Raw genomic sequence first — 24932 nt, 5'->3', positions numbered from 1 at the left:
TGATGGCTACCAACGAAAAAATGGTTGAAGCCGTCGTCGCGCGCAATCGCACGATCCACGATTGTGTGATCGTGCGAGAAGCCGACAAGGAAAAGAACATCGCGCTGGAGGTGGCGGATGTGATCAAGACGGCGGGCCAGAAGGTCCGTCTTCCTGAGTCCGAGGTCGTACGATTGCGCGCGCTAGGTTATCTGCTGCCCGCCAAGGTCGAGGAAGTGACTCTCGAGGGTGCTCGCATCAGCGGCGGGCAGGTGTCGATCAACGAGGCGGACTGAGCGATGGACTGGGACGACATCGTCGACGGCAAGATTCTCGGCCCGCTGGTGGAGAAGTTCGGCACCGCGATCACGTACATGCCAGCCGTCGGCGGGTCGTTTCAGATCAGCGGCATCTACGACAAAGCGTTCTTTGGCGTCGACGCAGTCACAGGCTCGACGGTCGTCACCAACCAGCCGACCATCGGCATTCAGGTCTCGCAGTTCGCGGTGGCCGGGATAGTGCCGCAGCAAAAAGACACGCTGATGATCAACAAGACGGGCGAGCAGTGGCAGGTGCGCGAGGTTCATCTCGATGGCCACGGCGGCGGCCGGCTGATGCTCAACGTTCCGGGACAAACCGATGCCTGACCCGACTGGCCGCGCGGAGCTTCGCGCCGTGCTTCTTTCGATCTTGCAGACGATTCCAGACGTTACGGTGTATTCGCCTGGTGACTGGAACGTGCCGGCGCCGAAGCTGCCAGCGATCAAGCTGCGGCAGGCGAAGGAGCGCAAGGAATCGAACGGGAGAAACGGGCAGACGTCGTTCACGACGGTCGCCGCGTTCGAAATCAAGGCGGAACTGCAGGCAAACTCCGGCCCTGCTGCGATGTTGGCGGTCGAGACGCTCGGCGCCGAGATCGAGGCGGCGATATTCAAGAGCATTCCGCTGAGGAGCCGTGCGCAGAACTTCCCGTTCTGTGACACCGAGACCGAAGTGAGTGCAGACGGAGCATCGCACATCGCCGGGCTCTCCATTCTTCTCGGGATCGAGATGATGGAGACGTTCGTGCCCGACATCAACACGCAGTTGCTTGAGATGGATTTGACGGCGGACCTCGTGAACGTCGCTGATCCGAACGGCACCTATCCGAACCCGCCCTTCCCAGACGCCGTCACGCCGGCCCCGCGAACGCAGGGCCCAGATGGTCGCGCGGAAGGCGCGGTGAACGTCCAATTTCCTCAATAGGAGCGACGAATGATCGTCAAACCTGCACCGGGCCTCAGTGTGCGGCATCCGGTCACGAAGCAATTGCTGCCGTCCGAAGGCATCGAAGTGCCCGACGGCGACATCTTCTGGACCCGCGTGCTCAATGACGGCGACGTCGTTCTCGCGGACAACGCGGCACTGCCCGCACCGAAGCAGTCGGGGAGTGACGCAGAATGACCATTCCGTTCAAGCAGATCCCGCAGAACATCCGCACGCCGCTGTTCTATGCCGAGATCGACAATTCGCACGCAAATTCGGCAGTGGCGAACCAGCGCGCGCTGATCATCGGGCCGATGACATCGGCGGGCGCAGCGACGCCGAACGTGCCGCTCATCTCGTCGGGCACTGGCGACGCCAACGTGCAGGCGGGTGCGAACTCGGTGCTGGCGCTCATGACCGCAGCGTATCGCCAGAACGATCAGTTCGGCGAGGTCTGGTATCTGCCAGTCCAGGATGCGGCCGGCGCGACGGCGGCGAGCGGGTCGATCGCCTTCACGGCGGCGCCGACGGCGAACGGCACCATCTCGCTGTACATCGCCGGCCAACTGGTCACGGTGTTGGTGACCGCCGGCCAGACCACGGCGCAGATCGCAACCGCTGTTGCTGCGGCGATCAACCTGATCCCGGCCATGCCGGTCACGGCGAGCGCGGCAACGAGCACCGTCACGCTGACCGCGGACAACAAGGGGCTCGTCGGCAACGACATCGACATCCGCTTCAACTATCAGGGCACTCCTGCTGGTGAAGCGCTGCCGACCGGCCTCGCCGCGACGATCACCGCGATGGCTGGCGGCGCGACGAATCCGACGCTGACGACGGCGCTGGGTAATCTGCAGGACATGCCCTTCGACTTCATCGCGTGCGCATTCACGGATGTGACGTCTCTCGATGCGCTTAAGGCGTTCCTGAACGACTCGACCGGCCGCTGGAGCTGGCAGCAGCAGGTGTACGGGCACGTGTTCGCCGCATATCGCGGCACGTGGGCAAACCTGACGACGTTCGGCACGGCTCGCAACAATCAGCACGAGTCGGTCATGGGCTTCAACGATTCGCCGACGCCAGCCTGGCAATGGGCGGCCGCGATCGCAGCGGTGACCGCAGTCAGCGTGCGCGCCGACCCGGGCGTCCCCATGCAGACGGTCGCTCTGACCGGCGTGCTCGCGCCGCCGCTGCAGTCCCGGTTCAACCTGAGCCAGCGCAACACGTTGCTGTACGACGGCGTCTCGACGTTCACGGTTGCCCAAGACGGCACGGTCGCGATCGAGAACCTCATCACGACCTATCAGCTCAACGCCTTCGGCCAGCCCGACAACAGCTATCTCGAGATCGAGACGATGTTCCTGCTGGCGTATGTGCTGCGCCGCCTACGCACGCTGGTGACGTCGAAGTACGCACGTGTGAAGCTCGCCGCGAACGGCACCCGCTTCGGGCCGGGTTCCGGCATCGTGACGCCGAACATCATCAAGGCCGACCAGATCGCCGAGTATCAGGCGATGGAGTACGAGGGCTATGTCCAAGGCAGCGACGCGTTCGCGCAGGCGATCATCGTCGAGCAGAATGCCCAGAACCCGAACCGGGTGGACGTGCTGTGGCCTGGCACGCTGATCAATCAGTTGCGGATCTTCGCGCTGCTTGCGCAGTTCCGCCTGTCGACCAGCCAGACGTAATTCGCCAACGCTGTGCGCCGCCCTGACCGGGCGGCTTTTTCATTTGTGGAGAGCCAACGATGGCGAACAACACGAATTTCATCGCCGGCACCGCGTACATCACGATCGACGGCGTGAACTACCAGCTCGAAGGTGAGCTGAAGTACGACGTCGGCACCGTGACGCGCGAGTCGCTCGCGGGCCAGGACACCGTTCACGGATTCAGCGAGAAGCCGAAGGCGCCGTCGATCTCTGCATCGATTCGCGACTCGGGCGGCGTCAGCCTCGCGGCGTTCAATGCGATGCGCAGTAACACGGTGGTGCTCGAGCTGGCGAACGGCAAGACGATCATCGGCCGCAACATGTGGACGGTGGATGCGCAGGAAGTCGATACGACGGAGGCGAAGTTCACCGTCAAATGGGAAGGGCTGCAAGGCGCGGTCACGGAGAATTGATCGATGTCGGACACGAAAACCATTCAACTGCGCAAGCCGCTCACCTACGGAAAGGGCGAAGCGGCAACGACCGTCGAATCGATCACCCTTCGAGAGCCGACGGCCGGTGAGTACGAAAAGGCAGAGAGCGCAGCGGGGGTGTACGGGCTGCAGGTTGCTCTGATCGCCCTGCTGAGCGGTGTGCCGGTCGATGTGATCGACCAGATGTACACCAGTCAGATTGATGAGGCGGCAGACTTCATCGGCTCTTTCGGCAAGGACGCGATCAGCAGCCTCAATCCGAGCGAGGACGAATATGCGCTGGCCCTGCAGTCGCCGGTGAAGCTGACGGCAGACGACAGCCCGCTCAACGTGTCGGCGCTAGACCTGAGCGAGCCGACGAATCAGCAGAAGCGCAAGGCGTCGAAAGCCGGCGGCACGTTCGCATCGAGCATCGCGCTCATCAGCATCGTGTCCAAGGTGCCGAAGAACGCGGTGCGCGCGCTGACAGCGCGCGACTTCATGGCCGCATGCGCGTACTTCAACGGTTTTCAGCTTCGGCGGACAGCGGACTCGGACGACTGATTGCCGCCGTCACGGCCATGCCGGACGGATGGGACGAGGTTCTCGCCGACCTGACGCATTTCATGTGCTGGGGGCCGAATGACGTCGACGGCATGACGGTTTCCGAGACATTGCGCTGGCTCGACCAGGCCAAACGCATGAAACAACAGATTGGAGCGAAGGCATGAACATTGGAGGCGGCGCAGGCGCAGTGCTCGGCACGACCTCGGGCATCTCCAATCTGGCAAGCTCGCTCGCCGCGCGACTCGGCGGATCCGCGGGATCGTACTTCGATCAGCTGCGGCCGGCGTCGTTTCGCGGCGTGCCATTCGTCTCGCTGGGTGGGGAGGGATCATTCGGGCGTAGGAACGAGGTTCACGAATATCCGCTTCGCGCCGATCCGTGGGTTGAAGACCTCGGCCGCGGCACGCGACGATTCCGTGTATTCGGGTTTCTCGTCGGCGACGATGTGATTGCTCAGCGTGATCTGATGATCGCGGCATGCGAGAAGGAGGGTGCAGGCGCTCTCGTCCATCCGACCTATGGCCGTCGAGACGTGAGCCTGATGGACAGCCGCTGGATTGAGCGGTGGGAGAAGGGCCGCTACTTTGAAGTCGAGTTCGACTTCATCGAGGGCGGCCCACGTGTCTTCCCCGCATCATCGGTCGCAAGCGGTAGCCTGGTGGAGAGCGCCGCGAGTGGCCTGAACGTGGCTGCCGCGCTGAACTTCGCTCGCACGGCGCTCACCACCCTTGCTTACGGCGCCGCGGTGCTCGGCGAGGCCGTGGACACGGCTGTCGGCTGGTACACGTCCGCAAAGAATCTGGTGGGTGACGCCCGCAACCTGTTTCGGTTGCTCACGAACCTGCCGGGAGACTTTGGCCGTTTTGCCGGTAGCGCGACCGTGCCGACGTTCAGCAAGTACCCGAGCTCGTCCGTCGACACGAGCGGCGCCACTGTGGCGAGTCTCACGCTCGCCGCCGCGGCTGCGCGCGCGAATCTCGATGCAGCTGCCGAGAGTCTAGATGCGGCGGCGCACGGCCTGGATGCATCGTCAGTCGACGACTTCACCACGGCGGTTCAGGGCGTCACGAGCGCGATGCTCGCGGCAACCCCTGATCCAGCCGACTCGATGCGCTTGCTGACATCGTTGGCCGGCTATTCGCCGAGCGGCGTCACTACGTCATCGACGATCGGGACGGCCATGGCGACGATGCAGTCAGCTTCGGCGGACCTGTTCCGTCGCAGCACGATCGCAGCGGTTGCGGTGGCGGCCTCGAGCTACGAGCCCACGTCGAGCGATGACGCCGCTCGGGTTCGCGGCCAGGTACTGGCCCTGATCGATACGGAAATGTCGATTGCTGGCGATCAGAACGATGACGAAACCTATGAAGCGCTCAGCTCGCTCCGAAGGGCTGTCGTCTCGGATCTGAATCAGCGCGGGGCGGGATTGCCAGCGATTCGTAGTTTCCTGTTCCAAGCATCGCTGCCGTCTCTGACGCTCGCGAATCGCATCTATCGAGACGCGGCGCGCGCGGACGAATTGACAGCGCAGGCCGACCCAATTCATCCAGCTTTTTTCCCGACCAGCTTCAAAGCACTCGCGACCTGAACCATGGCAAATAACCTGACGATCGTCATTTCTGCGCTCGACAGGACCGGCGCCGGATTCGCATCGGCGAACCGGAACCTGCGGGCCATCGATCAGGCGATGATGCGCACGTCTCGTTCGTCGCAGCGCATGTCCGCCGTGCAGAGCTTCGTCACTGGCGCGACGCGCGCGAGCGCGCTCAGTACCGCGTTGTTTGCCGGGGTCTTGGGAGCGGCCGCGCTCGTCACGTCGAAGATTCTGTCGATTGAATCCGCGTGGGCGAACACTGTGCGCAGCGTCAGCAACAAGTCGCTGTCTCTCGGCATCGACGCGAAGCAACTGTTCGGAATTCAGAACGCGGCGAAATCGGTGGGACTGAACGCCGAGCAGGCGACGTCATCCGTCGAAGGCGTGACGCGGGGCTATTACGAGTCGACTCAGGGCCGCGATCCGCAGAAGCGGATGATCTACCAGGCGTATGGAATCAACGGTCAGGACGAGCGCGGGCAGTTCAGCTCCGAGCGCCTCCTCGAGCAAATCGCGGCCGCCGGCGAGAGCGTGAACGGTCGAAACGGGCCTCTCGCGCGGCATCGGCTATTCGAGGCGCTCGACGCTGGCGGACTTGAGGATCTGCTCAACAAGGGCGCCGGCGGCGTTCGCGATCGGTACTCACGCGGCTTGGCCCTCGCGCCAACGGAAGACGACATCCGGCACGCCAACGACTACGCCGAAGCGATGTCGCGGCTCGACGCGCAGTTCGACAAAACGAAACAGTCCATCCTCGGAGGCCTCGCGCCTGCGTTGACGACCTTCCTTGAAGGAGTGGAGCGCGTCACGGCGCGGCTGAACGGGAAGGAATACGTCCCGACTCGCTGGAATGGGCAAGGGTATGTGCCCGCGTCTGCGCCAGATGCGCCGCCGGCGGCGAACGTAGGCGACCGTGCGATCGACGGTCTGGAGAAGTTCGGCAATTTCCTGCGTGGGAACGGTGCTCGCACGAATGCGCAGGTCGGCGCGGAACCGAATGCAAACGTGCCGCGCGCCGTCGAATTCTTCGAATCACGAGGTTGGTCGCGCGCGCAAGCAATCGGTATCGTCTCGAATCTCCAGCACGAGAGCGGCATCGATCCTTCTGCCTCCGGCGACAGCGGCAAAGCTTACGGGATTGCGCAGTGGCATGCTGACCGGCAAGCAGCGTTCCAAAATTGGGCGGGCAACTGGATCGGCAATTCGACTCTGGAACAACAGCTTGGCTTCGTCGACTACGAGTTGCGGCAGGGCGGCGAGCAGCGAGCAGGTGCGGAACTGGAGACGGCAAACACGGCGCGCCAGGCAGCCGACGTAGTTTCGCGGCTGTATGAGCGTCCTGCCGATGCAGACGGGGCCGCTGCGGCGCGCTCTGCGACCGCGGAACGAATCGCCGGGCTGTATTCAGGCGGAACGTCGCAGCAAGCTGCCGCACAGCAGGATCAGTCGCCGGCGCGCGCCGACGGCGAGCTTCGTGTGAAGGTGGAACTCGGAAATCTTCCGAAGGGATCGCGCGCGGAGGTCTCCGGCACGCCGAACGTGAAATCGACTGTGGAGCGCGGCTCGACAGGATCAACCAGCCAATTCGCACTCGGGGCGACGTACTGATGAACTCGCTTGTCGTGACGCTTCCGGATGCGGGCCTGTCGATCAGCGGGTGGAAGGCCGCGCGCGTCACGCGGTCAATCGAGAACTGCACGGGCGCATTCGTGCTGGAAATGACCGAGCGCTTTCCTGATGAGGTCAATGAAACCTCGCTGATCGGCGGCGTGCCCATCCAGATCGCGATCGACGAAGACAATCTGCTGTTGACCGGATATGTCGACACGGTCGAATACATCATCACGCCGCATGAACACCTGATCCGTGCGACTGGACGTGGCCGGTGCGAGGATCTGATCGACTGCAGCGCGCCGGTCGATCGCATCCTCGCGAACAGCAGGATCGACGCGGTCTGTCGTTCGCTGGTGGATAAATTCGACATCGACGTGGTGCTGTCGTCCAGCCTGCAGGCGACCATCGACGACCTGCCGACGATTCCCTTCCAACTGATCTCGATCACCGAAACGCCTTGGGAGGTCATCGAACGATGCTGCCGCTATAGCGGCGTGCTCGCGTTCGAACTTGAAGACGGATCGCTGTGCTTGGCGCTCGCCGGCGACGAGCTGGGTTCAACCGGTCTCGAACTGGGGGCCAATGTCGAATCAGCGGTGTCAGTCAAAAGCTCGCTTGGACGCTTCTCGAGCGTATCTGGCGTGCTGACCAACTACAACAACGCGACCGACATTGGCGTCAATCTGCTCCCGGAATACACGGCGAGCGATCCGGGCGTGAAGCGGTGGCGCCCGAAGTACATCGTGTCGGAACAGCCCGCCTCTGACCGAACGTACCTGCAGCGGCGTGTCGACTGGCAGATCGCTCGTGCCTATGGGATGTCGCGTCAGGTTCGCGCGCTGGTTGACAGTTGGACGGACGCAGAAGGGTCGCCATGGTATCTGAACTATCAGGTGCCGGTGACGATGCCGCTGCTGAAGATTCCAGAGAAGACGCTTCTCCTGATCACCGAGATCAGCTTCATCCTCGACGAGAACGGCACGCACACTGAGCTGCTGCTCGCGCCGCGGCAGGCGTATCTGCCGGAACCGCTCGTTCTTCAACGCATTGACCCGGACATCGCGCCGGCATAGAGGCCCATGCATGATCGATGCATTGAACGCGCTGTCGCGGCGGATCTGCTTGTTCGTGAGTCGCGCGGTGATTTCGTTCGTTGACGATACGAGGACCGTGCAGTACTTGCAGGCGAGGATCAACGCGCTGGAAACGGTCGGTGACATCCCGCGGTATGTCGAGTACGGCCTGTCATCGAATCCGCCAATCGGCTCGGAGGCGCTTGTCGTCTTCGGCAACGGCGAGAGGACGAACGGAATCGTCATCGCAACATCGAACGCGACATTCCGCGTCACGGCGCTGAAGAGCGGTGAAGTCGTGCTGCACGACAACACCGGCCAGAAGGTCTATCTCTCGCAGGCTGGCATGGTTCTCGACGGCGGCGGCAAGCCGGTGACCATCACAAACACGCCGGACATTCTCGCGGACACGCCGCTGCTGAAGTGCACCGGCGACATCATCGACAACTACGGCACGAACGCTCACTCGATGGCGGACATGCGCGCCCACGACAACGCGCACGTGCACAGCGGCGTGCAGCGTGGCGGCTCCAACACCGATCCACCGACGACTTTGGAGTAACGCATGTCTGACATCAGCATCGTCTGGGACGTCGCGAATAGCCGCGGCGATTGGCAGCAGCTCGGGCCGGGCTTGCTGACCGGTAATGATCTGCAAACGGCTGTGCTGCTCAGCCTCTTCACTGACCGCGTCGCCAATAGCGACGACGTCATCCCCGACGGCACCGGCGACCCGCGCGGATGGTGGGGCGACCTCGGCGAAGATGCGCCGATCGGCTCGCGGCTCTGGTTGCTCGATCGCTCGAAGCAGACGCAGGAGGTGCTGAACAACGCTCGCGACTACATCACCGAGGCACTTCAGTGGCTCGTTGATGACGGCGTAGTGGCCAGCATGGACGTTCAGACGGAATGGACGCGCGACACGTTTCTCGGCGCGCAGATCATGCTCTATCAACCCGCCGGGCCCAGCGTATCGCTTCAATACGCGTGGGCGTGGCAACAGCTCTCCTGACATGCCATTCCAACGAAAGACGCTCTCCACTCTGCTTGCGGAGGTGGCGGCCGACATCAACTCGTCGCTGCAAGGCGCCGACGCGTTGCTCCGATTCACCGTTTTGAAGGTGATCGGCAAGATCCAGGCAGGGATGTCGAATCTGCAGATGGGGTATCTCGACTGGATTGCAAAGCAGTCAGTCCCATTCACGGCAGAGGACGAATACCTTCAGGGATGGGCAGCGCTGAAGAAGGTATATCTGAAGCAAGCCACCGCGGCCCAGCTGACAGCCACCTTCCCAGGCGTGACAGGGAAGCCGCTTAGCGCCGGCACGCAGGTGGTGCGCAGCGACGGCGCCAGGTACACGACCGCCGCGACAGCAACCGTGGACGGTACCGGGTTCGTGTCCGTCACGATCGTCGCGACCGTCAAGGGTGCGGCAGGCAATTCTGACCCTGGCACGACGGTCTCACTCGGGTCAGCGGTAGATGGACTGCAGTCGACGGGCACTATCACCGCCACGGTCGCTTCAGGGGCAGACGTCGAAGATAACGACGATCTGCGCACCCGAATGCTCGCGGCATACCAGAACACGCCGCAAGGCGGCGATGCCAACGACTACATCGGCTGGTCTTTGGCCGTTCCCGGTGTCACGCGTGCATGGGTGGCGCCGAATGGATTCGGCGGCGGGACTGTCGTCCTGTACACGATGTGGGATGTGGCGGAGGCCTCGAATAACGGCTTTCCGCAGGGCACAAATGGGTGTTCCCAGTTCGACAAGGGGCCGGGCGGAACGCCGCGCGGCACGGTTGCCACTGGCGATCAGTTGGTGGTTGCAGACAGCATCGTCAACGAACAGCCTGTCACTGCGCTGGTGTACTCATGTGCGCCGGTGCCGAACAGCCTCACCTTCACGCTTTCTGGACTTCTCGGGGCGTCCGCGGCCACGCGCGCGGCGATTTCATCGGAAATTGCCAACGTTCTATTCCGCAACGGAAGTCCGCTCGCAGGCACGATCAACCGGTCGGACATCGAATCAGCAATCGCATCGGTGTCGGGCACGAGCGGCTTCGTCATTACGCTCGTCCAAGGTGTTGTCGGAACGACGACCACGACATATCCGGGCAACATCACGAGCGGTACCGGCCAGCTGCCGGTCCTCGCAAGCGTGATCTACGTGTGAGGCCACATGCTTGCACCGAACTTCAAGGCTGCTGATTTCTTGGCGGCGATGCAGGCGCTTCTGCCGCGCGGGCGCGTGTGGCCTCGCGATCTGGACACAGTTCAGGCGAAGGTGATCGCTGGGCTCGCGCCGAGCTATGAGCGTCAGACGGCACGCGCGAACTATCTGCTGGTCGACGCGTACCCCGCGACGACGTATGAACTGCTGCCCGAGTGGGAAGCGACGCTCGGCCTTCCAGATCCGTGCGCCGGTGCTGCGCCAACGATACAGCAGCGACGCGCGCAGGTCGTAGCGCGGCTCACGAACGTTGGAGGGGCGTCGATTCCGTACCTGATTGGGTTCGCCGCCAGCCTTGGCTACACGGTCACGATCACTCAATACACGCAGGCGCGGGCGGGCATGCTCAAGGCTGGTCAGCCTTGCTGCGGCTACGACTGGAACTTCGCGTGGAAGATCACAGCGCCGCTGAACACCGTGGTGCGCGCAGTCGCTGGCGCGATGGCCGCTGGCGACCCGCTCGCCGCGTGGGGCAATAAAGTACTCGAGTGCGAATTCCGCGCAATCATGCCGGCGCACACGATTCCAATTTTCGCTTATGCATAAGAGGCCACATGTTCCGCATTGATGACGCAACCGCAGCAACGAGTCTGCCGACGCCCGAAGCCGCAGGGACCGAAGGTTATTTCACGGAAGGTAACCCCACGTCAGGAACGCCCGCGACGAATGTTCGCGGGGCGTGGCTGAACATGATTCAGGAGGAGTTGCGGGCTGTCGTAGTCGCCGGCGGCCTCACACCGAGCAAAACGACGTACAACCAGGTCTATCAAGCACTTCAAGCGCTCTTTCCGCTGAAGTCTCTCTTCGCGGCTGTCCTCAGCACAAATGGATATTTGAAGATACCGACCCCTGCCGGAACGCTATTCATTCAGTGGGGCACGGCCAACGGTGCAAGCGGCACTTGGACGTTCCCCATTGCCTTTCCGACTGCTGTGGCACGCGTATTCGTTAATAACGCCGATACCGGCGCGACGTACGCAACGACTTCAGTTTGGAGTCTTTCGAGCGCTGGTTTTTATCGGTGGAATAGCTCTGGCGCGGCGGTATCTGGAAACACCTCACTTCTTGCAATCGGATACTGAAGCCATGAGCCAAAAACAAGCGGCATTTGACGAAGCTGACGCGCTGATCGCCTTCTACGACACCGAGGACAGCCCGGCACCTGAGGGCATTCAAACCGTGGACATCAGCGACGAACAGTGGACAGCCTTGCTCGACGCGCAGGCCAATGGAAAGAGGTTGGTGCGCGGCGGCGATGGTCTGCCGATCGCAGTCGATCCGCCGCCGCCTACGCCAGATGAAATCAAGGCGTTCAACACGAACGCACGCGACGCGCTGCTCGCCGCCGCTGCGCTCGCTATCGCCCCCCTGCAGGATGCCGTCGATCTCGACGAAGCGACCGACGAAGAAACGGCCCTTCTGAAGCAGTGGAAGCAGTACCGCGTCGCCGTCAATCGGGTCGATCTCACGCAAGCCACGCCGGTCTGGCCGGCCGCGCCAACCACTTAATCCAAGACGTGGAACAACCGCCTTCGGGCGGCTTTTTATGCCCGGACGACCGGCGAGATTACGAGGGCAGTACCGATGTCGGATTTCTGGAATGAAGGCGTCAAGTCGATCGTGACGGCTCTCGGAAGCGTCGGCACTTTCTGGGTCGGCGGCCGCATGTGGCGGCAGATCGACCGCCGCAAGCAAGCGGCGAGCGAAGGCGACGCGCAGATCACGAAAGCCGACTCTGCGGGACAGGTCGAGGCGATTGCGAGGTTCGAGCGGCTCGCCACGTTGGCCGAGGAACGGGCGGGCCGCGCAGAGGCTCGTGAGCTTCTCGCTGTGCAACGCGCGGACCGTGCGGAGCAGCTCATGCGCGACGCCGAGCAACGTGCTGATGAAGCGAATCGCAGAGCTCAGCGAGCCGAAGCGGAAGTGTCCGATTTGAAGAATCGAATCGAGCGCCTAGAGTCGGCGATCGGTAACCGGAGGGCTTCAGATGTTCCGAATTCGTGATTGGCGGTGGTGGGTTCTTGGAATTTGCATCATTGGCGGCCTAGCCGGCGTTGCCGCCTTCGGCTTCTTCATCGGACAGTGGGGTATGGCGGTTGATCGATCTGAATGGGCGAAGGAACGGGCAGGGTACATCAAGCGCTTCCCTGAGGTCCGCACCGAGACGCGCAACGCATGCGTTGCGGAGTACGAGGGCAAGGTTCAGCAGCTTCAGCAGCAAAACCAGCAGAACGCCCAGGCGCTGTCGGACCTGCGATCGCTGATCACCGACACGCACGACGTCGCGCAATACACGCTGCGTTTTCTCGGTGACCGCGCGAAGCTGACTGACGCGCGTCAGGCGACGTTGATCAAACAGACGCGCGAGGCCGCCGCCGCCGCGACCGTCGCAGCCGCGAAGACTGAAGTCGTCGAGCAGAAGGTGAACGTCGCCGCGTCGAAGGCAGACGAGGCAGCGATAACGGCGAAGGCCGTCGACAAGAAGCTCGAAACCGCTGTGCATCCCGCACTTCCTGCGCAGCCCTGGATCGGCAACCGCCGATAGTCCAATCCCTTTTCTGCGATGTCATTTAGCGCCGTGCGGCGCGAAGGAAAAGTCATGTCCATCGGAACCATCCTGCTCATCATCCTGATCCTGCTGCTGTTCGGTGCCGTGCCTTCGTGGCCCTACAGCCGGTCGTGGGGTTACGGCCCGTCCAGCGTGCTCGGCATCGTCCTGATCGTCGTCATCGTTCTTCTGCTGATGGGGCGCATATGAGCATCCTGAATCTGCGCCTGGTCGATGACGCGTCGAAGGTCCACACCTACTCATCGACGCAGATCGCCGCCGCGCTCGGCGCGATCTCAATCGCTTCACCGTTCGTGACGGCATTCTGGGCGGGCATCCCTGAAGAGGTGAAGTCGCTGCTGCCGAATAGCTGGCGGCTTGCCATAGCGATTGCGATCGGCTGCATGGCCATCATCGCGGCCCGCTACACGACCACGACGCCGAAAGCGGAAACGACCACTGGGGAAGCGAATGGCGACGCAAGCGCAGCAGCCAAGTAAGCGCCCAGGCAAGAAGACCCTCGCGGCGACGGTCGGCGCGGCGGCGGCGGCCGCGCTCGTCGCGCTCACCGCGTCACAGGAGGGCGTGTCGCTCAAGCCGTACAACGACCGGCTGGCGAACAACATCCAGACGGTCTGCTTCGGCGAGACGAACGTCGACATGCGGTCGTACACGCTGCCCGAGTGCAAGTCGATGCTCAGCGACAGCCTCGCGGGCTATGCCGACCAGGTGAAGGCGGTCACGCCCGGCTTTGACACGCTGACCGATGGGCAGAAGGTCGCCGTCGTGGATCTCGCCTACAACATCGGCGTGCCGAACTACAAGGGATCGACGCTCCGCCGGCGTTACATCGCGCGCGACTTCCCCGGCGCATGCACCGAATTCATCAAGTGGCGCTTCGTGGCCGGCAAGGACTGCGCAATTGCGGCGAACAGGTGCGGTGGCATCGTGACGCGGCGCCAGCTCGAGGCGCGAGCCTGCCGAGGAAACTGACCATGTCTCCATACCTCATCACGGGAATCATCGCGGGCGCGCTCGGAATCGCCATCGGCGGCGCTGCGCTGCACACCGTCGACTCGACGAAGCTGTCAGCCGAACAGGCGGCGCACGCGCGCGACAACGAGACGAACGCGCAGAAGCTTCAGGCCGTGTCCGACGCGGCCGCGAGCGCGGCGCGCGCGGCGATCGCGAAACAGAACGACGCGGCCGGGCAGCTGGCGGCGTTGGACTCTCAACTCAGCCAGGAAAAAGCATCCCATGAAGCCGACAACGCGAAGAACCGCGCTGCTATTGCTGACGGCGCTCGCCGGCTGCGCGTCGCAGTCACCGCCTACACTCCCGCAGGCGGTAGCAGTGCCGCAGATTCAGGCGCAGGCGCCAGCGGCGTGGGCGATGGTGCCGGTGGCACAGCCGAACTATCACCAGCGTTTGGATCAGCTCTTTTCGGCATCGTCGACGACGCCGACAGCGACGCCCGCGCCAAAGCCGATTACCTCCAGCACTACGTCTGCGTCCTCCAGCGGCAAGGAGTGATTGCGGGTACCTGTTCTATTGACCTCGCGAAGGAATGAACCATGGCATCGAACCTCAAATACAGCACGGCCGCGAAGAATGCCCAACAAGACGCCATCGCCACTCTCATCGGCAATGGCGGCAAAGCCCGGCTGTACGATGGGACGCAACCCGCCTCGCCGGACGTGGCCGTGACCACGCAGAACATGCTCGTCGAGTGCGTCGGAGCGTCTCCGTTCGCGCCCGCGTCGGCCAACGGCGTGTTGACCGCCGGGACGATCGCCAGCGGCACCGGGACCGCCGCGGCGGGCACCGGTAAGACCCCCACGTGGTATCGCATCTTCAAGGCGGATGGTACGACCGCGGTGGTGGACGGCACGGTGGGTCAAACGGGTTGCGACCTCAACCTGGATAACCCGTCGATCGCTCAGAACCAAGCCGTCAAGATCAATTCGTACACGCTGGCGAATCAGAACTAAGGCGATCGTGATCCATGGCCTCGCTCGGAGTCGTCAACACGATCAGCACCGCTGATATAGTTCTCAACGATACATTCGGTGACTGGATCAACTTCCCGACCAACCTCACGCCTAATCGGCGCGCGGCGGGTGGGAGCGCGATCGGCTTCAGCTTCATCGGGAGTAATGGCCACGGCAACTATAACGGCGATCCGCGCAATGTGATTTGGTCCGGCGGCTCGCCCAGCGCCTCAGGTTCCGGTCACTTCGACATCTACCTTACCCAAACGTCCACGTTCGCGGTGGGCGGGTATCGAACAACGTTTCCCGCGGACACCAACACGCGCACCGCAGTGGTGTACTGGAATGCGTACTCCGGCACCGCACGATTAGTCGCCACGTTGTCTGATGGTTCCGCCCCAACCGTCACCAACAACTTCACCTCCCCTGGTCAATACGGCCAGAATGAGAACGTCTCCACAGTCACCTACGCTGCGGGGTCAGCCGGGCAAACGCTCACCGTTGACGTAACGATCCAAACGGCGGACGGTGATAGTAATGCCAATGTCGGGTATTACGCCGCGACAGTGTCAGCCGTGGCGACGACGCGCACCGGCAACGGCGCGGCGGTTGAGGCCAAGGACAGTGCGGCAGCATCTGGTGCTGTCGGCGTCTCGGGGGCAGCTGCCGCTGTGCAGTCGACAAACGCGGCGGCCGCCGTTGGCGGATCGACAGCAACCGGTGCGGCTTCGGCTAGTCAGCGTGCGGACACGACCGGTGCGTCCGGCTCGGCCATCGTGGGTGGCGTCGCATCGAGCGCGCAGCGCGCCAACGCGGGGAACGCGAGCAGCACGACCTCGATCACTGCGTCAGCCGCTGGCCAGCAGGCGTCCAACACTGGCGCAGCAGTCGGGGCCGTGTCGGTCGGCGGCATCGCGTCGTCGTCGCAACGCGCAGACTTCGCGGCTGCCGAAGGCGCTGTTTCGATCTCAGGATCGGGCGCTGGATCGCAGAAGCCAGACGCAGGATCGGGCTCGGGTACGGTCTTGATCAGCGGCGCGGCGGCAGGCGTGCAACAGCCTGACGCGGCGCGCGCGACAGGCACGACGGACATCTTGCCAGGCGTCTCCCAGGGGGCAGCGGCGAGCCAGCAGCAGGCCAACGCTGCGTTCGCTATCGGCGCGGTGAGCGGCTCGGGTTCGGCGGCGTCAGCGCAGGCTGCCGACGTTGCTTGGTCGACCGGCAACACGGTCGCTGGGGGGTACGCGGCCGCGTCGACTCGCAATGGCACAGCCGCCTCCGGCGCGATCTCTGTCGCGGGCGCGGCAGCGGCGCGTCAGGGCGCGAACCGTGGCGCGGCCTCTGGAGCCGTGTCAGTTATCCCGGTGATGTCGGTTGCGTACGCCATAGAGCCTGAGGCGCGGCGCTTATTCATCGAAAACGAGGGGCGCATGTTCGTCGTGCCGGCCGACGCACGAGTGCTCGTGATCGAGCATGAACAGGTCGCATAAATTCACCGGAGCTGCAGATGGCATATTCCTATATTCCGGGCTTCTCGAAAGACCCGGCCGCAGTGCTGGACTTCAGCTGGGACTGGACGGCGTGGCTTGGCACGGACGAATCAATTGTCGAGCAGGAAGTGGCGCCGGCCGCTGGAATGAACGTTGACTCGTCGAGCATCGGAAACGGTATCGTTGTCGCATGGCTATCGGGTGGCACGGTGGGCAACTCGTACATCGTCGCATGCGCCATCAAGACGTCGGCAGGTCGCATAGAGACGCGCCGGATTCAAATTTCGGTACAGGACCGATAAAAAGCCCGGCTCGCGGCCGGGCAATGAGGGTTGAATGCAACCAGACGCCATGCAAGCGTCCTCTGTCAGTATGGCCGCCACGAGTCGCTGTTCAAGCACTAGTATGAAACGCAGCGTTTCGATTCTGTGAACGCTGGAGCGTCTTGAGGAAGAACGGTAGTGCCGCCCGCCGAGCGGATGAGAACCGGGTGGGGCCGGTTTAACGCATCTTCCACTGCCGACTCGCCAATTTCGTGGAAAACCTACGGCTCCGGCGACACTGTTGCGCGTCGCCCTGCACAATCAGCGCAGCGCGTCGGAAAGCTGCAAGCCGGCAAAACCTGACCCAGCGAGAATGATCGCACCGTAAAGAAATGCGCATGTGAGCATCGTAAGGGCAATGCCCCGGATAAGCTTCTTTGAAACTGAAACGTTGGGCGTCGACAATTTTGGAGCCATTATTACCTTCCTTATTCCACAGGGCGGGATCTCTATTACTTATGATCAGATGCACAAAGGAACCGACGTTTCGGCTCTTTCAGACTAGTTTCGAAGCTTGGAAGCCCACGCATCGAAGAGATTGGCTTTTCACGTGGAGAATCGATTTAAGTCAACGGAGGGGGCAGGCTGATCGAGGTAAGCTTGGCGCTTCACTTCGCGACGACCGTGTGTCACGGTGTCAAGAACGATCCCACACGTGAGGAGTACGAATCCGAGAAGCATCAATGCTGCGCAGAGTACGGCAGTAGGTAGCCGTGGTACCAGGCCTGTTATGAAGTAGTCGCGCAGGAGTGGCAACGCGAGCAAAGTCGAAGCCACTGCACAAGCCGCAAGGCCGCACGAAAAAAACAGAAGCGGTCTTTCAGTCTTGAACAGCTTGATGATGGTAAGCAATATCCGCCATCCGTCGCGATAAGTGTTGAGCTTGCTAGTGGAACCAGCCGGACGTGATTTATACCGGGTTTCAATCTCAGCGACCGGCATGCGGAGTTCAAGGGCGTGAACAGTCAGCTCTGTCTCGGTCTCAAAGCCAGCGGCATGCGCAGGATAAGACTTCACATATCGTCGTGAAAATACGCGGTACCCGGAAAGCATATCGGAGAATGTGCGTCCAAAAACGGTCGCGACACACCGTGTCAATACCTTGTTGCCTAACCGGTGACCGAGACGATAGGCTTCGCGCTCGTCTGACTTCCGTGCGCCCACGATCATGTCAAGTCCTTCAGTGAACAAGGCCTCCACGAGCGCCGGAGCTGCAGTCGCGTCGTATGTATCGTCACCGTCGACTAGCACATAGGCGTCGGCGTCCACGTCAGCAAACATCCGCCTAATCACGTTTCCCTTGCCTTGATACCCAACTCGCCGGACCGTCGCCCCCGCGTCACGAGCTCGTGCAACGGTGTCGTCTGTGGAGTTGTTATCGAACACGTAGACGTTAGCGTTTGGAAGTGCCGCCTTGAAATCCTTGACCACGGACGTAATCGTTGTCGCTTCGTTGTAGCACGGGACTAGTACAGCTATGCGAGCTGTGTCTTGGAGTTTCATCATATAGGCGCTTTCGGGTGGGGATAGCTCGCCAGTACAACGGTCCACGTCTACTGGTTCACAAAGACGCGAATCTTACCGTATCTCCTGACCAGGCGATCATGTATCGTATAATTCCGCCTGCACCCTCGTTGCGGCAAGTACGAGTGGTTGACCTAAGCTCCGTTTCTCCTTTGCGGCGCTCGAAAACTACATCCAATCGTTGATTTCTGCTGTTTGTGTCGCGTGGATAAGAACGAAAGATCGAAATAAAATGGACAGGAAACGCGGCAGTAAATATTGCCTCTCGGCGGCGTGCTTAAATATTGCTTGTTTCGTAATGTTTATCGCGATAGGGGCAATAGCATCAGTTCTCAGAGGTCAGGATGCAAATTGGGACTTGCTCAATTACCATTACTACAATGCGTGGGCGTTTGCGCATTCTCGTTATGGGATCGATCGTTTCGCTGCAGAGTTTCAGAGTTATTTTGATCCCGCTCTGGATCTCCCATACTATTTCCTTGTTGCGAACCTAGGGCAATGGCCGAAGGTCGTTTCTGCCGTAATGGGAATGCAGTACGGTTTAGTTCTGTACATTTTGTATTTGATAAGCGACGCGCTTGTTTCGCAACTAGTTGGATTCAGCCAATGGCAGAAACAAACGCTCGCACTGATTTGCGTCAGCTTCGCTGCAGGCGGTTCGGCGTTATGGTCTCAAGCAGGCACCACGACGAATGAGGTTTCACTCGCAGTATTCGTTCTGCTCGCCGTGTTAATTTTTCTCCGTGGCGTGACCAAATCAGAGCCAAGCCCGATCTCCACGCGCAGATCTATGATCATTGGGGCGCTGGTGGGGGCCGCCGTTGGCCTAAAGCTGACGGCAGTAACGTATGTTCCAGCATTAGGACTAGCAATCCTTCTCTCGACACCGGTGTTCGAAAAGCGGCTACGCGCGTTCGGCGCATTTGGTCTTGGCGTTGGACTTGCATTCGGCTTGTCTTACTTGCCTTGGGGAGCCCATCTGTACCGGGAGACGGGCAATCCGCTCTTCCCGATGTTTAATAACGTCTTTCACTCTCCGCTGTGGGCTGAGATTGGCAGTCGGGACACGCGCTATCTCCCTAAGACTGTTGCCGATTGGGCTTTCTATCCACTGAAGTGGGCTCTGTCGGCGAGTAATACGGTGAGCGAGTTGCCGACTAGAGACCCTCGCATTGCTTTTTTATATTTGGTGATTGTTCTCGGCGTAGTCGCTCGCGTGACCAAGGTACATGACCAGCGAATAGGGCAAACGTCTGCTGTAGAGAGGTCAATGTTTCTCGTTGCTTTCATTGCAACGTTCTCATATTTCACTTGGCTCGCCCTGTTTTCCATCCTTCGTTATGCGATCCCCGTTGAAAGCCTGATCTGCGTTTTGGTGCCGGTCTTCATCGGCCGGGCTTGCGACAATTTTGGTTCTCGAGCGAAGAGTGCCGCCGTCATCGCCGCGGCCTTGCTCGTCATAGCCTCGACGCTCTTCACGGTCCCGCCCAATACTCAGCGAGTTGCGTACGCAGATCGGGTGTTTTCGATCGATGCTCCTACACTACCGCGGAATTCCCTTGTTGTTCTCGCAGACGAACCGATAGCCTTCATGGCTCCGTTTTTACATGAGAGACAACCATCGGTCAGCTTCGTCGGGACGCCATGGTACCTATATAACTTCCGAGGCTATGGTGTGTCCAAGGCCATCGCAAAGCAGATTCGGAACGCCGCTGGGCCGTTGTTTGTTGCCTACTATTTCAAGACACCGCCATCTTTCGAATGGCTATCGAAGATGGGAGTTCGGATAGACTTCAAGCGGTGCCGATCCATATCGACTAACGTCTCGGCAGACATTGCGCTTTGCGAAGCCGATCTGAACGGCGTGCCGGGAGACGCCCCTAGCAAGTTCAAGCTCGTGGCAAAGGTGGTCACGGTAAATGAGGCGCAACTGAATGTTCGACCGGTGAAGCAATGTGCGCCGGCAAAGCTGTTGGACGGGACCGCACGAGTGGATTGGAAGGTCGTCGGTACGGATCAGACAGAACTGTTTGTGAATAATCCGCCAAGCGAGGCATGGAATCGCCTTGCTTTATCTCAGTCTATCGGGACCGCGGAGATTGCTAAATGGCTCCAAGGCGGACTGAAGTTCGAGCTTCGCAGTGCCGACAGCGCGGTATTAGCAACGGCCCGCATTGAGTACGAACCGTGCGACTGATCTTCGCGGACACAGATGCCCAAGCGCGCTCGGCAAGAATCTCTTCAGGTAGCCAAGTACGGCGCTCAGCCGACACTTGGCTCGCTTGTCGAATCCATGAGCAGGCGCAATCCCGGAAAGTAGACGTCGCATCGCTCGTGCTGCGCGGTGGCTGTGCGCCTTGGACAGACGGCCAGCTCGGCGCCGAGATCTGTCATCGCGAAGTCCTCGCCATATTCGGCGACCAATCTGCTGACCCGGTATTGCCCCTTGCGATCGCAACGAGAGCAGGCGATGTTGATGTGGCTCGCTCGGGCTAATACCTCGCCGAGCGAAACGCTTCCCTTCCTCATGACTGACCCTGCGTCTGGGCATCTGCCGGCGCTGGCTCGATCCAGTCGGGCGGCTCGTACTCGTCGTCATACTCGTTGACCACGCAGTCACAGTCGCCGCACATCCAACGGTTCGGCACGTCACCGACCGCCGGCTGGAACTCGTCGCGCTCAAGCCGCCGCGCGCAGAGCGGGCACCACATCGACGTCGCCGCCATTCTCGCCACCTTCCGAAATACTGTATGGATGTACAGTATAGCGGAGGCAATAGAACGGGTGCGACGCTGTCTAACAAGGCCTCGGGAAAGCCCGGAAAAGCTTGATGCAACCTGCTCGAAGTTTGAGCAGCAAGTTTGACAAAAGAGCGTAACTCATTGTTTACAGACAAGAGACAAGCAGCAAGCTGCGCAGCTTCGCCGAAGTGGCGTTCCAGTAAGTCAGAAGCTTCGCATCGGGGCGAGCGGCGCCCGCCCCGAAAAAACGTCACAGATAGAACATGCGGTCTTCGTCCGACTTGCCTTCGGCGGGCTGCTCGGGCGCGTCTTCGCGGTCTTCATAGAAGCGCAGTACGGCGTCGAGCACCTGATCGGGATCGTCGATGACCTGCATCAGGTCGAGATCCTTCTCGCCGATCACGCCATTGGTCAGCAGCGTCTGCTTGAACCAGTCGAGCAGGCCGGCCCAGAACTCCCCGCCAACCAGCACGATGGGCACGTGACGCGACTTCTTCGTCTGGATGAGCGTGAGGACTTCAGCAAGTTCGTCGAGCGTGCCGAAGCCGCCCGGCATCACCACGACCGCGTCCGAGTTCTTCACGAACGTGACCTTGCGCGTGAAGAAGTGACGGAAGCGCAGCGAGATGTCCTGCCATTGATTGCCGGACTGTTCATGCGGCAATTCGATGTTGAGGCCGACCGAAGGCGACTTGCCCGCATGCGCGCCCTTGTTGGCCGCTTCCATGATGCCCGGGCCGCCGCCCGAGATCACGGCGAAGCCCGCGTCGGAGAATTTCTGCGCGATTTCGATGGTGCGCTGATAGTACGGCGACTCGGGTTTGAGACGGGCCGAACCATAGATGCTGATGGCAGGCCGGATCTCCGAGAGGTACTCGGTCGCCTCGATAAACTCTGCCATAATCGTGAACATCTGCCACGATGCGCGAGCCTTCTTGGCTGTCGCGCGCTCTTGATCTGCGAGCGATCGCAGACTCGGAATCACTTTTCTCTTGTTCATAATGCCTGAAGAACTCAGTCTTGAAGGTAAGACCCTGCTATTGGTCGACGGTTCTAGTTACTTGTACCGGGCCTACCATGCGATGCCTGACCTGCGAGGCCCCGACGGCGGTCCCACTGGCGCACTGTATGGAATGATCAACATGCTGCGGCGCTTGCGGCGCGAAATCAATGCAGAGTATAGCGCGTGCATTTTCGACGCCAAGGGCAAGACCTTCCGCGACGACTGGTACGCCGAGTACAAGGCCAACCGGCCCTCGATGCCCGAAGATCTCTCCAGGCAGATCGAACCCATTCACGTTGCCGTGCGCGCGCTCGGCTGGCCGCTCGTCATGATCGAGGGCGTCGAGGCTGACGACGTCATCGGCACGCTCGCCGTGCAGGCCGAGAAGCGCGGCATGAAGGTGATCGTCTCGACGGGCGACAAGGATCTGGCTCAGCTCGTGACGGATCATGTCACCCTCATCAATACGATGACCAACGAAACGCTCGACCGCGCCGGCGTGCAGGCCAAGTTCGGCGTGCCGCCGGAGCGCATCGTCGACTATCTTTCTCTCATCGGCGATACGGTCGACAACGTGCCGGGCGTCGAGAAATGCGGACCCAAGACCGCGCTCAAGTGGCTCACGCAATACGACACCCTTGATGGCATCGTAGAACATGCCAGCGAGATCAAAGGTGCGGTAGGAGACAATCTGCGCAAGGCTCTGGACTTCCTGCCCATGGCCCGGAAACTCGTTACCGTGCACACGGAATGCGACCTTGCCTCGCAGATCGAATCGATCGATGCAACGCTCGCCAGCCGTCCCGAATCACGCGATGAACTGCGCGACGTGTTCCTGCGTCATGGCTTCAAGACCTGGCTGCGCGAAGTTGAAATCGCTGATGCCGTGGAAGGTCCGAGCGACACGCCGCCCGCCGAAGTCACCGAGATCGAGCATCACTACGAGACCGTGCAGACGTGGGAACAGTTCGATGCGTGGCTCAAGCGCATCAACGAAGCGGAACTCACGTCGTTCGACAGCGAGACCACTTCGCTCGATCCATTGACTGCGCAGATCGTCGGCATGTCGTTCTCGGTCGAGCCGGGTCACGCGGCGTATGTCCCGGTTGCGCATCGCGGGCCGGATGCGCCTGAGCAGTTGCCGCGCGACGAAGTGCTCGCGAAGCTCAAGCCGTGGCTCGAAGATGCATCGAAGAAGAAGGTCGGCCAGCATCTGAAATACGACGAGCAGGTGCTCGCGAACTATGGCATCGAGATGCGCGGCGTCGAGCACGACACGCTGCTGCAATCGTACGTGCTGGAGTCGCACCGTCCGCACGACATGGACAACCTCGCGTTGCGCCATCTCGGCGTGAAGACCATCAAGTACGAAGACGTCGCGGGCAAGGGCGCCGGGCAAATCGGCTTCGACGAAGTCCCGCTCGAACAGGCCGCAGCCTACGCCGCCGAAGACGCCGACATCACGCTGCGTCTGCATCATGCGCTGTATCCGCAAGTGCAGCAGGAAAAAGGGCTGCTGCGCGTGTATCGCGACATCGAATTGCCGACGTCGCGCGTGCTGCGCAAGATGGAACGCAACGGCGTGCTGATCGACCGCGAACGGCTCGATGCGCAGAGCACCGAGATCGCGAAGCGTCTCATCGATTTGCAGGCACAGGCGTACGAGCTTGCGGGCGGCGAGTTCAATCTCGGTTCGCCAAAGCAGATCGGCCAGATCTTCTTCGAGAAGCTGCAATTGCCGATCGTGAAGAAGACGCCGAGCGGCGCGCCTTCCACCGACGAAGAAGTGTTGCAGAAGCTCGCCGAAGACTTCCCGCTGCCGAAGGTGCTGCTCGAACATCGCGGTCTGTCGAAGCTCAAGTCCACCTACACGGACAAACTTCCGCGCATGGTGAACGCCGACACCGGACGCGTCCATACGAACTACGCGCAGGCCGTCGCGGTGACGGGGCGGCTGTCGTCGAACGAGCCGAACCTGCAGAACATCCCGGTGCGCACCGGCGAGGGACGCCGCATTCGCGAAGCGTTCATCGCGCCGCCGGGCCGCAAGATCGTCTCCGCGGATTATTCGCAGATCGAGTTGCGCATCATGGCGCACATTTCCGGCGACGCCTCGTTGATGCGCGCGTTCAAGGAAGGCGAGGACGTGCACCGCGCCACCGCCTCGGAAGTCTTCAGCGTGACGCCGCTCGAAGTCGACAAAGATCAGCGCCGCATCGCCAAGGTCATCAACTTCGGCTTGATCTACGGCATGAGCTCGTTCGGTCTCGCGTCGAACCTCGGCATCACGCGCGATGCGGCGAAGCTGTATATCGACCGTTACTTCGCGCGTTATCCGGGCGTCGCTGCCTACATGGAAAACACGCGTCTCGCCGCGAAGGCGCATGGCTTCGTCGAGACGGTCTTCGGCCGGCGTCTGTGGCTGCCCGAGATCAACGGCGGCAGCGGTCCGCGCCGGCAGGCGGCGGAACGCGCGGCCATCAACGCGCCGATGCAGGGCACCGCCGCCGACCTCATCAAGCTTTCGATGATCGCCGTGCAGGACTGGCTCGAAACCTCGGGCACCGGTGCGAAGATGATCATGCAGGTCCACGATGAACTCGTGCTCGAAGTCCCCGAGGAAGCGCTTCCAGAAGTCAGGAAGCGCTTGCCGGAACTGATGTGCGGCGTCGCGCAGCTGAAGGTGCCGCTCATCGCGGAAGTGGGCGTCGGCAACAACTGGGAGGAGGCGCACTGACGCCGTGAGCATCATCGAGGCCTGCTGACACACGCCGCGCGAAGGCCTATGCTGCTTCGGACGCATATGCCCGGCATGTCATCGACGCGCTTGTGACTGTCATCGGGCCTCGCGCACAATCCGTTCTTCAAGGAAACGAGCACACAC

General features: G+C 61.4%; 31 protein-coding genes. 27 read left to right on the top strand and 4 right to left on the bottom strand.

The genetic code is table 11. The features are described from left to right. Positions 1-2: 2 nt before the first annotated feature. The 25 genes from QCE63_RS32155 to QCE63_RS32035 all read left to right on the top strand — a co-directional run bounded on the left by QCE63_RS32155 (position 3) and on the right by QCE63_RS32035 (position 16759). Positions 3-275 carry a hypothetical protein gene (locus QCE63_RS32155; protein ID WP_309838732.1) on the top strand — a complete coding sequence of 91 codons (273 nt, stop codon included), beginning with the start codon at positions 3-5 and terminating at the stop codon, positions 273-275. Between the two features lie 3 nt (positions 276-278). Continuing rightward, positions 279-626, top strand: a complete 348-nt coding sequence (locus tag QCE63_RS32150; protein ID WP_309838730.1) for a hypothetical protein — start codon at positions 279-281, stop codon at positions 624-626. After that, entirely contained in the window at positions 619-1224 is a 606-nt protein-coding gene (locus QCE63_RS32145) for a hypothetical protein (RefSeq protein WP_309838729.1), read from the top strand. Before QCE63_RS32150 ends, QCE63_RS32145 begins: the two co-directional genes overlap by 8 nt. A 9-nt stretch (positions 1225-1233) precedes the next feature. Further along, on the top strand, positions 1234-1422 hold the full coding sequence (locus QCE63_RS32140; RefSeq protein WP_309838727.1) for a DUF2635 domain-containing protein: 189 nt from the start codon (positions 1234-1236) through the stop codon (positions 1420-1422). Next, positions 1419-2912: a phage tail sheath subtilisin-like domain-containing protein gene (locus QCE63_RS32135; RefSeq protein WP_309838726.1), complete on the top strand. Its 1494-nt coding sequence runs from the start codon at positions 1419-1421 to the stop codon at positions 2910-2912. Before QCE63_RS32140 ends, QCE63_RS32135 begins: the two co-directional genes overlap by 4 nt. Positions 2913-2971: 59 nt before the next feature. Next, positions 2972-3346 (top strand): phage tail tube protein, encoded by a 375-nt coding sequence (locus QCE63_RS32130; protein ID WP_309838724.1) that lies wholly within the window; start codon positions 2972-2974, stop codon positions 3344-3346. 3 nt (positions 3347-3349) lie between these two features. Continuing rightward, positions 3350-3910: a phage tail assembly protein gene (locus QCE63_RS32125; RefSeq protein WP_309838722.1), complete on the top strand. Its 561-nt coding sequence runs from the start codon at positions 3350-3352 to the stop codon at positions 3908-3910. A 163-nt stretch (positions 3911-4073) separates the two neighbouring features. Continuing rightward, positions 4074-5501: a DNA circularization N-terminal domain-containing protein gene (locus tag QCE63_RS32120; protein WP_309838721.1), complete on the top strand. Its 1428-nt coding sequence runs from the start codon at positions 4074-4076 to the stop codon at positions 5499-5501. 3 nt (positions 5502-5504) lie between these two features. Further along, a complete protein-coding gene (locus tag QCE63_RS32115; RefSeq protein WP_309838718.1) occupies positions 5505-7115 on the top strand; it encodes a phage tail tip lysozyme in 1611 nt (536 codons plus the stop codon). Beyond that, positions 7115-8194 (top strand): phage baseplate assembly protein, encoded by a 1080-nt coding sequence (locus QCE63_RS32110; RefSeq protein ID WP_309838716.1) that lies wholly within the window; start codon positions 7115-7117, stop codon positions 8192-8194. Before QCE63_RS32115 ends, QCE63_RS32110 begins: the two co-directional genes overlap by 1 nt. A gap of 22 nt (positions 8195-8216) precedes the next feature. Then, a complete protein-coding gene (locus tag QCE63_RS32105; RefSeq protein ID WP_309838714.1) occupies positions 8217-8756 on the top strand; it encodes a phage baseplate assembly protein V in 540 nt (179 codons plus the stop codon). Between the two features lie 3 nt (positions 8757-8759). Then, positions 8760-9206 carry a phage GP46 family protein gene (locus QCE63_RS32100; protein WP_309838712.1) on the top strand — a complete coding sequence of 149 codons (447 nt, stop codon included), beginning with the start codon at positions 8760-8762 and terminating at the stop codon, positions 9204-9206. Between the two features lies 1 nt (position 9207). Beyond that, positions 9208-10371 carry a baseplate J/gp47 family protein gene (locus tag QCE63_RS32095; RefSeq protein WP_309838710.1) on the top strand — a complete coding sequence of 388 codons (1164 nt, stop codon included), beginning with the start codon at positions 9208-9210 and terminating at the stop codon, positions 10369-10371. 6 nt (positions 10372-10377) lie between these two features. Further along, on the top strand, positions 10378-10974 hold the full coding sequence (locus tag QCE63_RS32090) for a putative phage tail protein (protein ID WP_309838707.1): 597 nt from the start codon (positions 10378-10380) through the stop codon (positions 10972-10974). 8 nt (positions 10975-10982) lie between these two features. Beyond that, the gene (locus QCE63_RS32085) at positions 10983-11510 is read left to right on the top strand and encodes a hypothetical protein (RefSeq protein WP_309838706.1); all 528 of its coding nucleotides are present in this window, start codon (positions 10983-10985) and stop codon (positions 11508-11510) included. A gap of 4 nt (positions 11511-11514) precedes the next feature. Beyond that, positions 11515-11937: a tail fiber assembly protein gene (locus tag QCE63_RS32080; RefSeq protein ID WP_309838705.1), complete on the top strand. Its 423-nt coding sequence runs from the start codon at positions 11515-11517 to the stop codon at positions 11935-11937. Between the two features lie 75 nt (positions 11938-12012). Then, complete coding sequence (locus tag QCE63_RS32075; RefSeq protein ID WP_309838703.1) at positions 12013-12432, top strand: hypothetical protein; 420 nt, start codon at positions 12013-12015, stop codon at positions 12430-12432. Next, complete coding sequence (locus QCE63_RS32070) at positions 12416-12973, top strand: hypothetical protein (RefSeq protein WP_309838701.1); 558 nt, start codon at positions 12416-12418, stop codon at positions 12971-12973. The genes QCE63_RS32075 and QCE63_RS32070 overlap by 17 nt, the downstream gene beginning before the upstream one ends. A 54-nt stretch (positions 12974-13027) precedes the next feature. After that, positions 13028-13186: a DUF3309 family protein gene (locus tag QCE63_RS32065; RefSeq protein WP_309838698.1), complete on the top strand. Its 159-nt coding sequence runs from the start codon at positions 13028-13030 to the stop codon at positions 13184-13186. Further along, positions 13183-13476, top strand: a complete 294-nt coding sequence (locus QCE63_RS32060; RefSeq protein WP_309838697.1) for a hypothetical protein — start codon at positions 13183-13185, stop codon at positions 13474-13476. The genes QCE63_RS32065 and QCE63_RS32060 overlap by 4 nt, the downstream gene beginning before the upstream one ends. Then, positions 13448-13969, top strand: a complete 522-nt coding sequence (locus tag QCE63_RS32055) for a glycoside hydrolase family protein (RefSeq protein ID WP_309838695.1) — start codon at positions 13448-13450, stop codon at positions 13967-13969. Before QCE63_RS32060 ends, QCE63_RS32055 begins: the two co-directional genes overlap by 29 nt. Before the next feature lie 2 nt (positions 13970-13971). After that, positions 13972-14547, top strand: a complete 576-nt coding sequence (locus QCE63_RS32050; protein WP_309838693.1) for a lysis system i-spanin subunit Rz — start codon at positions 13972-13974, stop codon at positions 14545-14547. Between the two features lie 3 nt (positions 14548-14550). Then, complete coding sequence (locus QCE63_RS32045) at positions 14551-14967, top strand: hypothetical protein (RefSeq protein WP_309838690.1); 417 nt, start codon at positions 14551-14553, stop codon at positions 14965-14967. Between the two features lie 14 nt (positions 14968-14981). Next, on the top strand, positions 14982-16457 hold the full coding sequence (locus QCE63_RS32040; RefSeq protein ID WP_309838689.1) for a hypothetical protein: 1476 nt from the start codon (positions 14982-14984) through the stop codon (positions 16455-16457). Positions 16458-16474: 17 nt separating this feature from the next. Next, a complete protein-coding gene (locus tag QCE63_RS32035) occupies positions 16475-16759 on the top strand; it encodes a hypothetical protein (protein ID WP_309838688.1) in 285 nt (94 codons plus the stop codon). A gap of 567 nt (positions 16760-17326) precedes the next feature. Here QCE63_RS32035 and QCE63_RS32030 read toward each other — a convergent pair. Next, a complete protein-coding gene (locus QCE63_RS32030; protein ID WP_309839370.1) occupies positions 17327-18283 on the bottom strand; it encodes a glycosyltransferase in 957 nt (318 codons plus the stop codon). A 253-nt stretch (positions 18284-18536) separates the two neighbouring features. On the opposite strand from QCE63_RS32030, the gene QCE63_RS32025 reads away from it, so the two are divergent. Further along, positions 18537-20501 carry a hypothetical protein gene (locus QCE63_RS32025; RefSeq protein ID WP_309838685.1) on the top strand — a complete coding sequence of 655 codons (1965 nt, stop codon included), beginning with the start codon at positions 18537-18539 and terminating at the stop codon, positions 20499-20501. A 65-nt stretch (positions 20502-20566) separates the two neighbouring features. On the opposite strand, the gene QCE63_RS32020 is transcribed toward QCE63_RS32025, so the two are convergent. The 3 genes from QCE63_RS32020 to QCE63_RS32010 all read right to left on the bottom strand — a co-directional run bounded on the left by QCE63_RS32020 (position 20567) and on the right by QCE63_RS32010 (position 22045). Then, complete coding sequence (locus QCE63_RS32020) at positions 20567-20833, bottom strand: hypothetical protein (RefSeq protein ID WP_309838683.1); 267 nt, start codon at positions 20831-20833, stop codon at positions 20567-20569. After that, positions 20830-21030 (bottom strand): hypothetical protein, encoded by a 201-nt coding sequence (locus tag QCE63_RS32015; RefSeq protein WP_309838681.1) that lies wholly within the window; start codon positions 21028-21030, stop codon positions 20830-20832. The genes QCE63_RS32020 and QCE63_RS32015 overlap by 4 nt, the downstream gene beginning before the upstream one ends. Positions 21031-21295: 265 nt before the next feature. Beyond that, positions 21296-22045, bottom strand: coding sequence for a TIGR00730 family Rossman fold protein (locus tag QCE63_RS32010; protein WP_309838678.1), 750 nt, complete (start codon positions 22043-22045; stop codon positions 21296-21298). 1 nt (position 22046) lies between these two features. Here QCE63_RS32010 and polA point away from each other — a divergent pair, with 1 nt between their 5' ends. Further along, the gene (polA, locus tag QCE63_RS32005) at positions 22047-24785 is read left to right on the top strand and encodes a DNA polymerase I (protein WP_309839368.1); all 2739 of its coding nucleotides are present in this window, start codon (positions 22047-22049) and stop codon (positions 24783-24785) included. Positions 24786-24932 lie beyond the last annotated feature (147 nt).

The organism is Caballeronia sp. LZ065 (assembly GCF_031450975.1).
Lineage (GTDB): Bacteria > Pseudomonadota > Gammaproteobacteria > Burkholderiales > Burkholderiaceae > Caballeronia.
The sequence above is the reverse complement of the archived record's forward strand: the minus strand, read 5'-3'. Positions and strand labels throughout refer to the sequence as shown.

Bases quoted from the DNA above. Each gene is read 5' to 3' on its own strand.
- QCE63_RS32020 (WP_309838683.1), bottom strand. From the start codon at position 20,833: ATGAGGAAGGGAAGCGTTTCGCTCGGCGAGGTATTAGCCCGAGCGAGC.
- QCE63_RS32100 (WP_309838712.1), top strand. From the start codon at position 8,760: ATGTCTGACATCAGCATCGTCTGGGACGTCGCGAATAGCCGCGGCGAT.
- QCE63_RS32120 (WP_309838721.1), top strand. From the start codon at position 4,074: ATGAACATTGGAGGCGGCGCAGGCGCAGTGCTCGGCACGACCTCGGGC.
- QCE63_RS32050 (WP_309838693.1), top strand. From the start codon at position 13,972: ATGTCTCCATACCTCATCACGGGAATCATCGCGGGCGCGCTCGGAATC.
- QCE63_RS32045 (WP_309838690.1), top strand. From the start codon at position 14,551: ATGGCATCGAACCTCAAATACAGCACGGCCGCGAAGAATGCCCAACAA.
- QCE63_RS32055 (WP_309838695.1), top strand. From the start codon at position 13,448: ATGGCGACGCAAGCGCAGCAGCCAAGTAAGCGCCCAGGCAAGAAGACC.
- QCE63_RS32040 (WP_309838689.1), top strand. From the start codon at position 14,982: ATGGCCTCGCTCGGAGTCGTCAACACGATCAGCACCGCTGATATAGTT.
- QCE63_RS32065 (WP_309838698.1), top strand. From the start codon at position 13,028: ATGTCCATCGGAACCATCCTGCTCATCATCCTGATCCTGCTGCTGTTC.
- QCE63_RS32010 (WP_309838678.1), bottom strand. From the start codon at position 22,045: ATGAACAAGAGAAAAGTGATTCCGAGTCTGCGATCGCTCGCAGATCAA.
- QCE63_RS32030 (WP_309839370.1), bottom strand. From the start codon at position 18,283: ATGAAACTCCAAGACACAGCTCGCATAGCTGTACTAGTCCCGTGCTAC.
- QCE63_RS32080 (WP_309838705.1), top strand. From the start codon at position 11,515: ATGAGCCAAAAACAAGCGGCATTTGACGAAGCTGACGCGCTGATCGCC.
- QCE63_RS32060 (WP_309838697.1), top strand. From the start codon at position 13,183: ATGAGCATCCTGAATCTGCGCCTGGTCGATGACGCGTCGAAGGTCCAC.
- QCE63_RS32155 (WP_309838732.1), top strand. From the start codon at position 3: ATGGCTACCAACGAAAAAATGGTTGAAGCCGTCGTCGCGCGCAATCGC.
- QCE63_RS32125 (WP_309838722.1), top strand. From the start codon at position 3,350: ATGTCGGACACGAAAACCATTCAACTGCGCAAGCCGCTCACCTACGGA.
- QCE63_RS32140 (WP_309838727.1), top strand. From the start codon at position 1,234: ATGATCGTCAAACCTGCACCGGGCCTCAGTGTGCGGCATCCGGTCACG.
- QCE63_RS32135 (WP_309838726.1), top strand. From the start codon at position 1,419: ATGACCATTCCGTTCAAGCAGATCCCGCAGAACATCCGCACGCCGCTG.
- QCE63_RS32110 (WP_309838716.1), top strand. From the start codon at position 7,115: ATGAACTCGCTTGTCGTGACGCTTCCGGATGCGGGCCTGTCGATCAGC.
- QCE63_RS32130 (WP_309838724.1), top strand. From the start codon at position 2,972: ATGGCGAACAACACGAATTTCATCGCCGGCACCGCGTACATCACGATC.
- QCE63_RS32070 (WP_309838701.1), top strand. From the start codon at position 12,416: ATGTTCCGAATTCGTGATTGGCGGTGGTGGGTTCTTGGAATTTGCATC.
- polA (WP_309839368.1), top strand. From the start codon at position 22,047: ATGCCTGAAGAACTCAGTCTTGAAGGTAAGACCCTGCTATTGGTCGAC.
- QCE63_RS32115 (WP_309838718.1), top strand. From the start codon at position 5,505: ATGGCAAATAACCTGACGATCGTCATTTCTGCGCTCGACAGGACCGGC.
- QCE63_RS32015 (WP_309838681.1), bottom strand. From the start codon at position 21,030: ATGGCGGCGACGTCGATGTGGTGCCCGCTCTGCGCGCGGCGGCTTGAG.
- QCE63_RS32150 (WP_309838730.1), top strand. From the start codon at position 279: ATGGACTGGGACGACATCGTCGACGGCAAGATTCTCGGCCCGCTGGTG.
- QCE63_RS32095 (WP_309838710.1), top strand. From the start codon at position 9,208: ATGCCATTCCAACGAAAGACGCTCTCCACTCTGCTTGCGGAGGTGGCG.
- QCE63_RS32085 (WP_309838706.1), top strand. From the start codon at position 10,983: ATGTTCCGCATTGATGACGCAACCGCAGCAACGAGTCTGCCGACGCCC.
- QCE63_RS32090 (WP_309838707.1), top strand. From the start codon at position 10,378: ATGCTTGCACCGAACTTCAAGGCTGCTGATTTCTTGGCGGCGATGCAG.
- QCE63_RS32025 (WP_309838685.1), top strand. From the start codon at position 18,537: ATGGACAGGAAACGCGGCAGTAAATATTGCCTCTCGGCGGCGTGCTTA.
- QCE63_RS32145 (WP_309838729.1), top strand. From the start codon at position 619: ATGCCTGACCCGACTGGCCGCGCGGAGCTTCGCGCCGTGCTTCTTTCG.
- QCE63_RS32035 (WP_309838688.1), top strand. From the start codon at position 16,475: ATGGCATATTCCTATATTCCGGGCTTCTCGAAAGACCCGGCCGCAGTG.
- QCE63_RS32075 (WP_309838703.1), top strand. From the start codon at position 12,013: ATGTCGGATTTCTGGAATGAAGGCGTCAAGTCGATCGTGACGGCTCTC.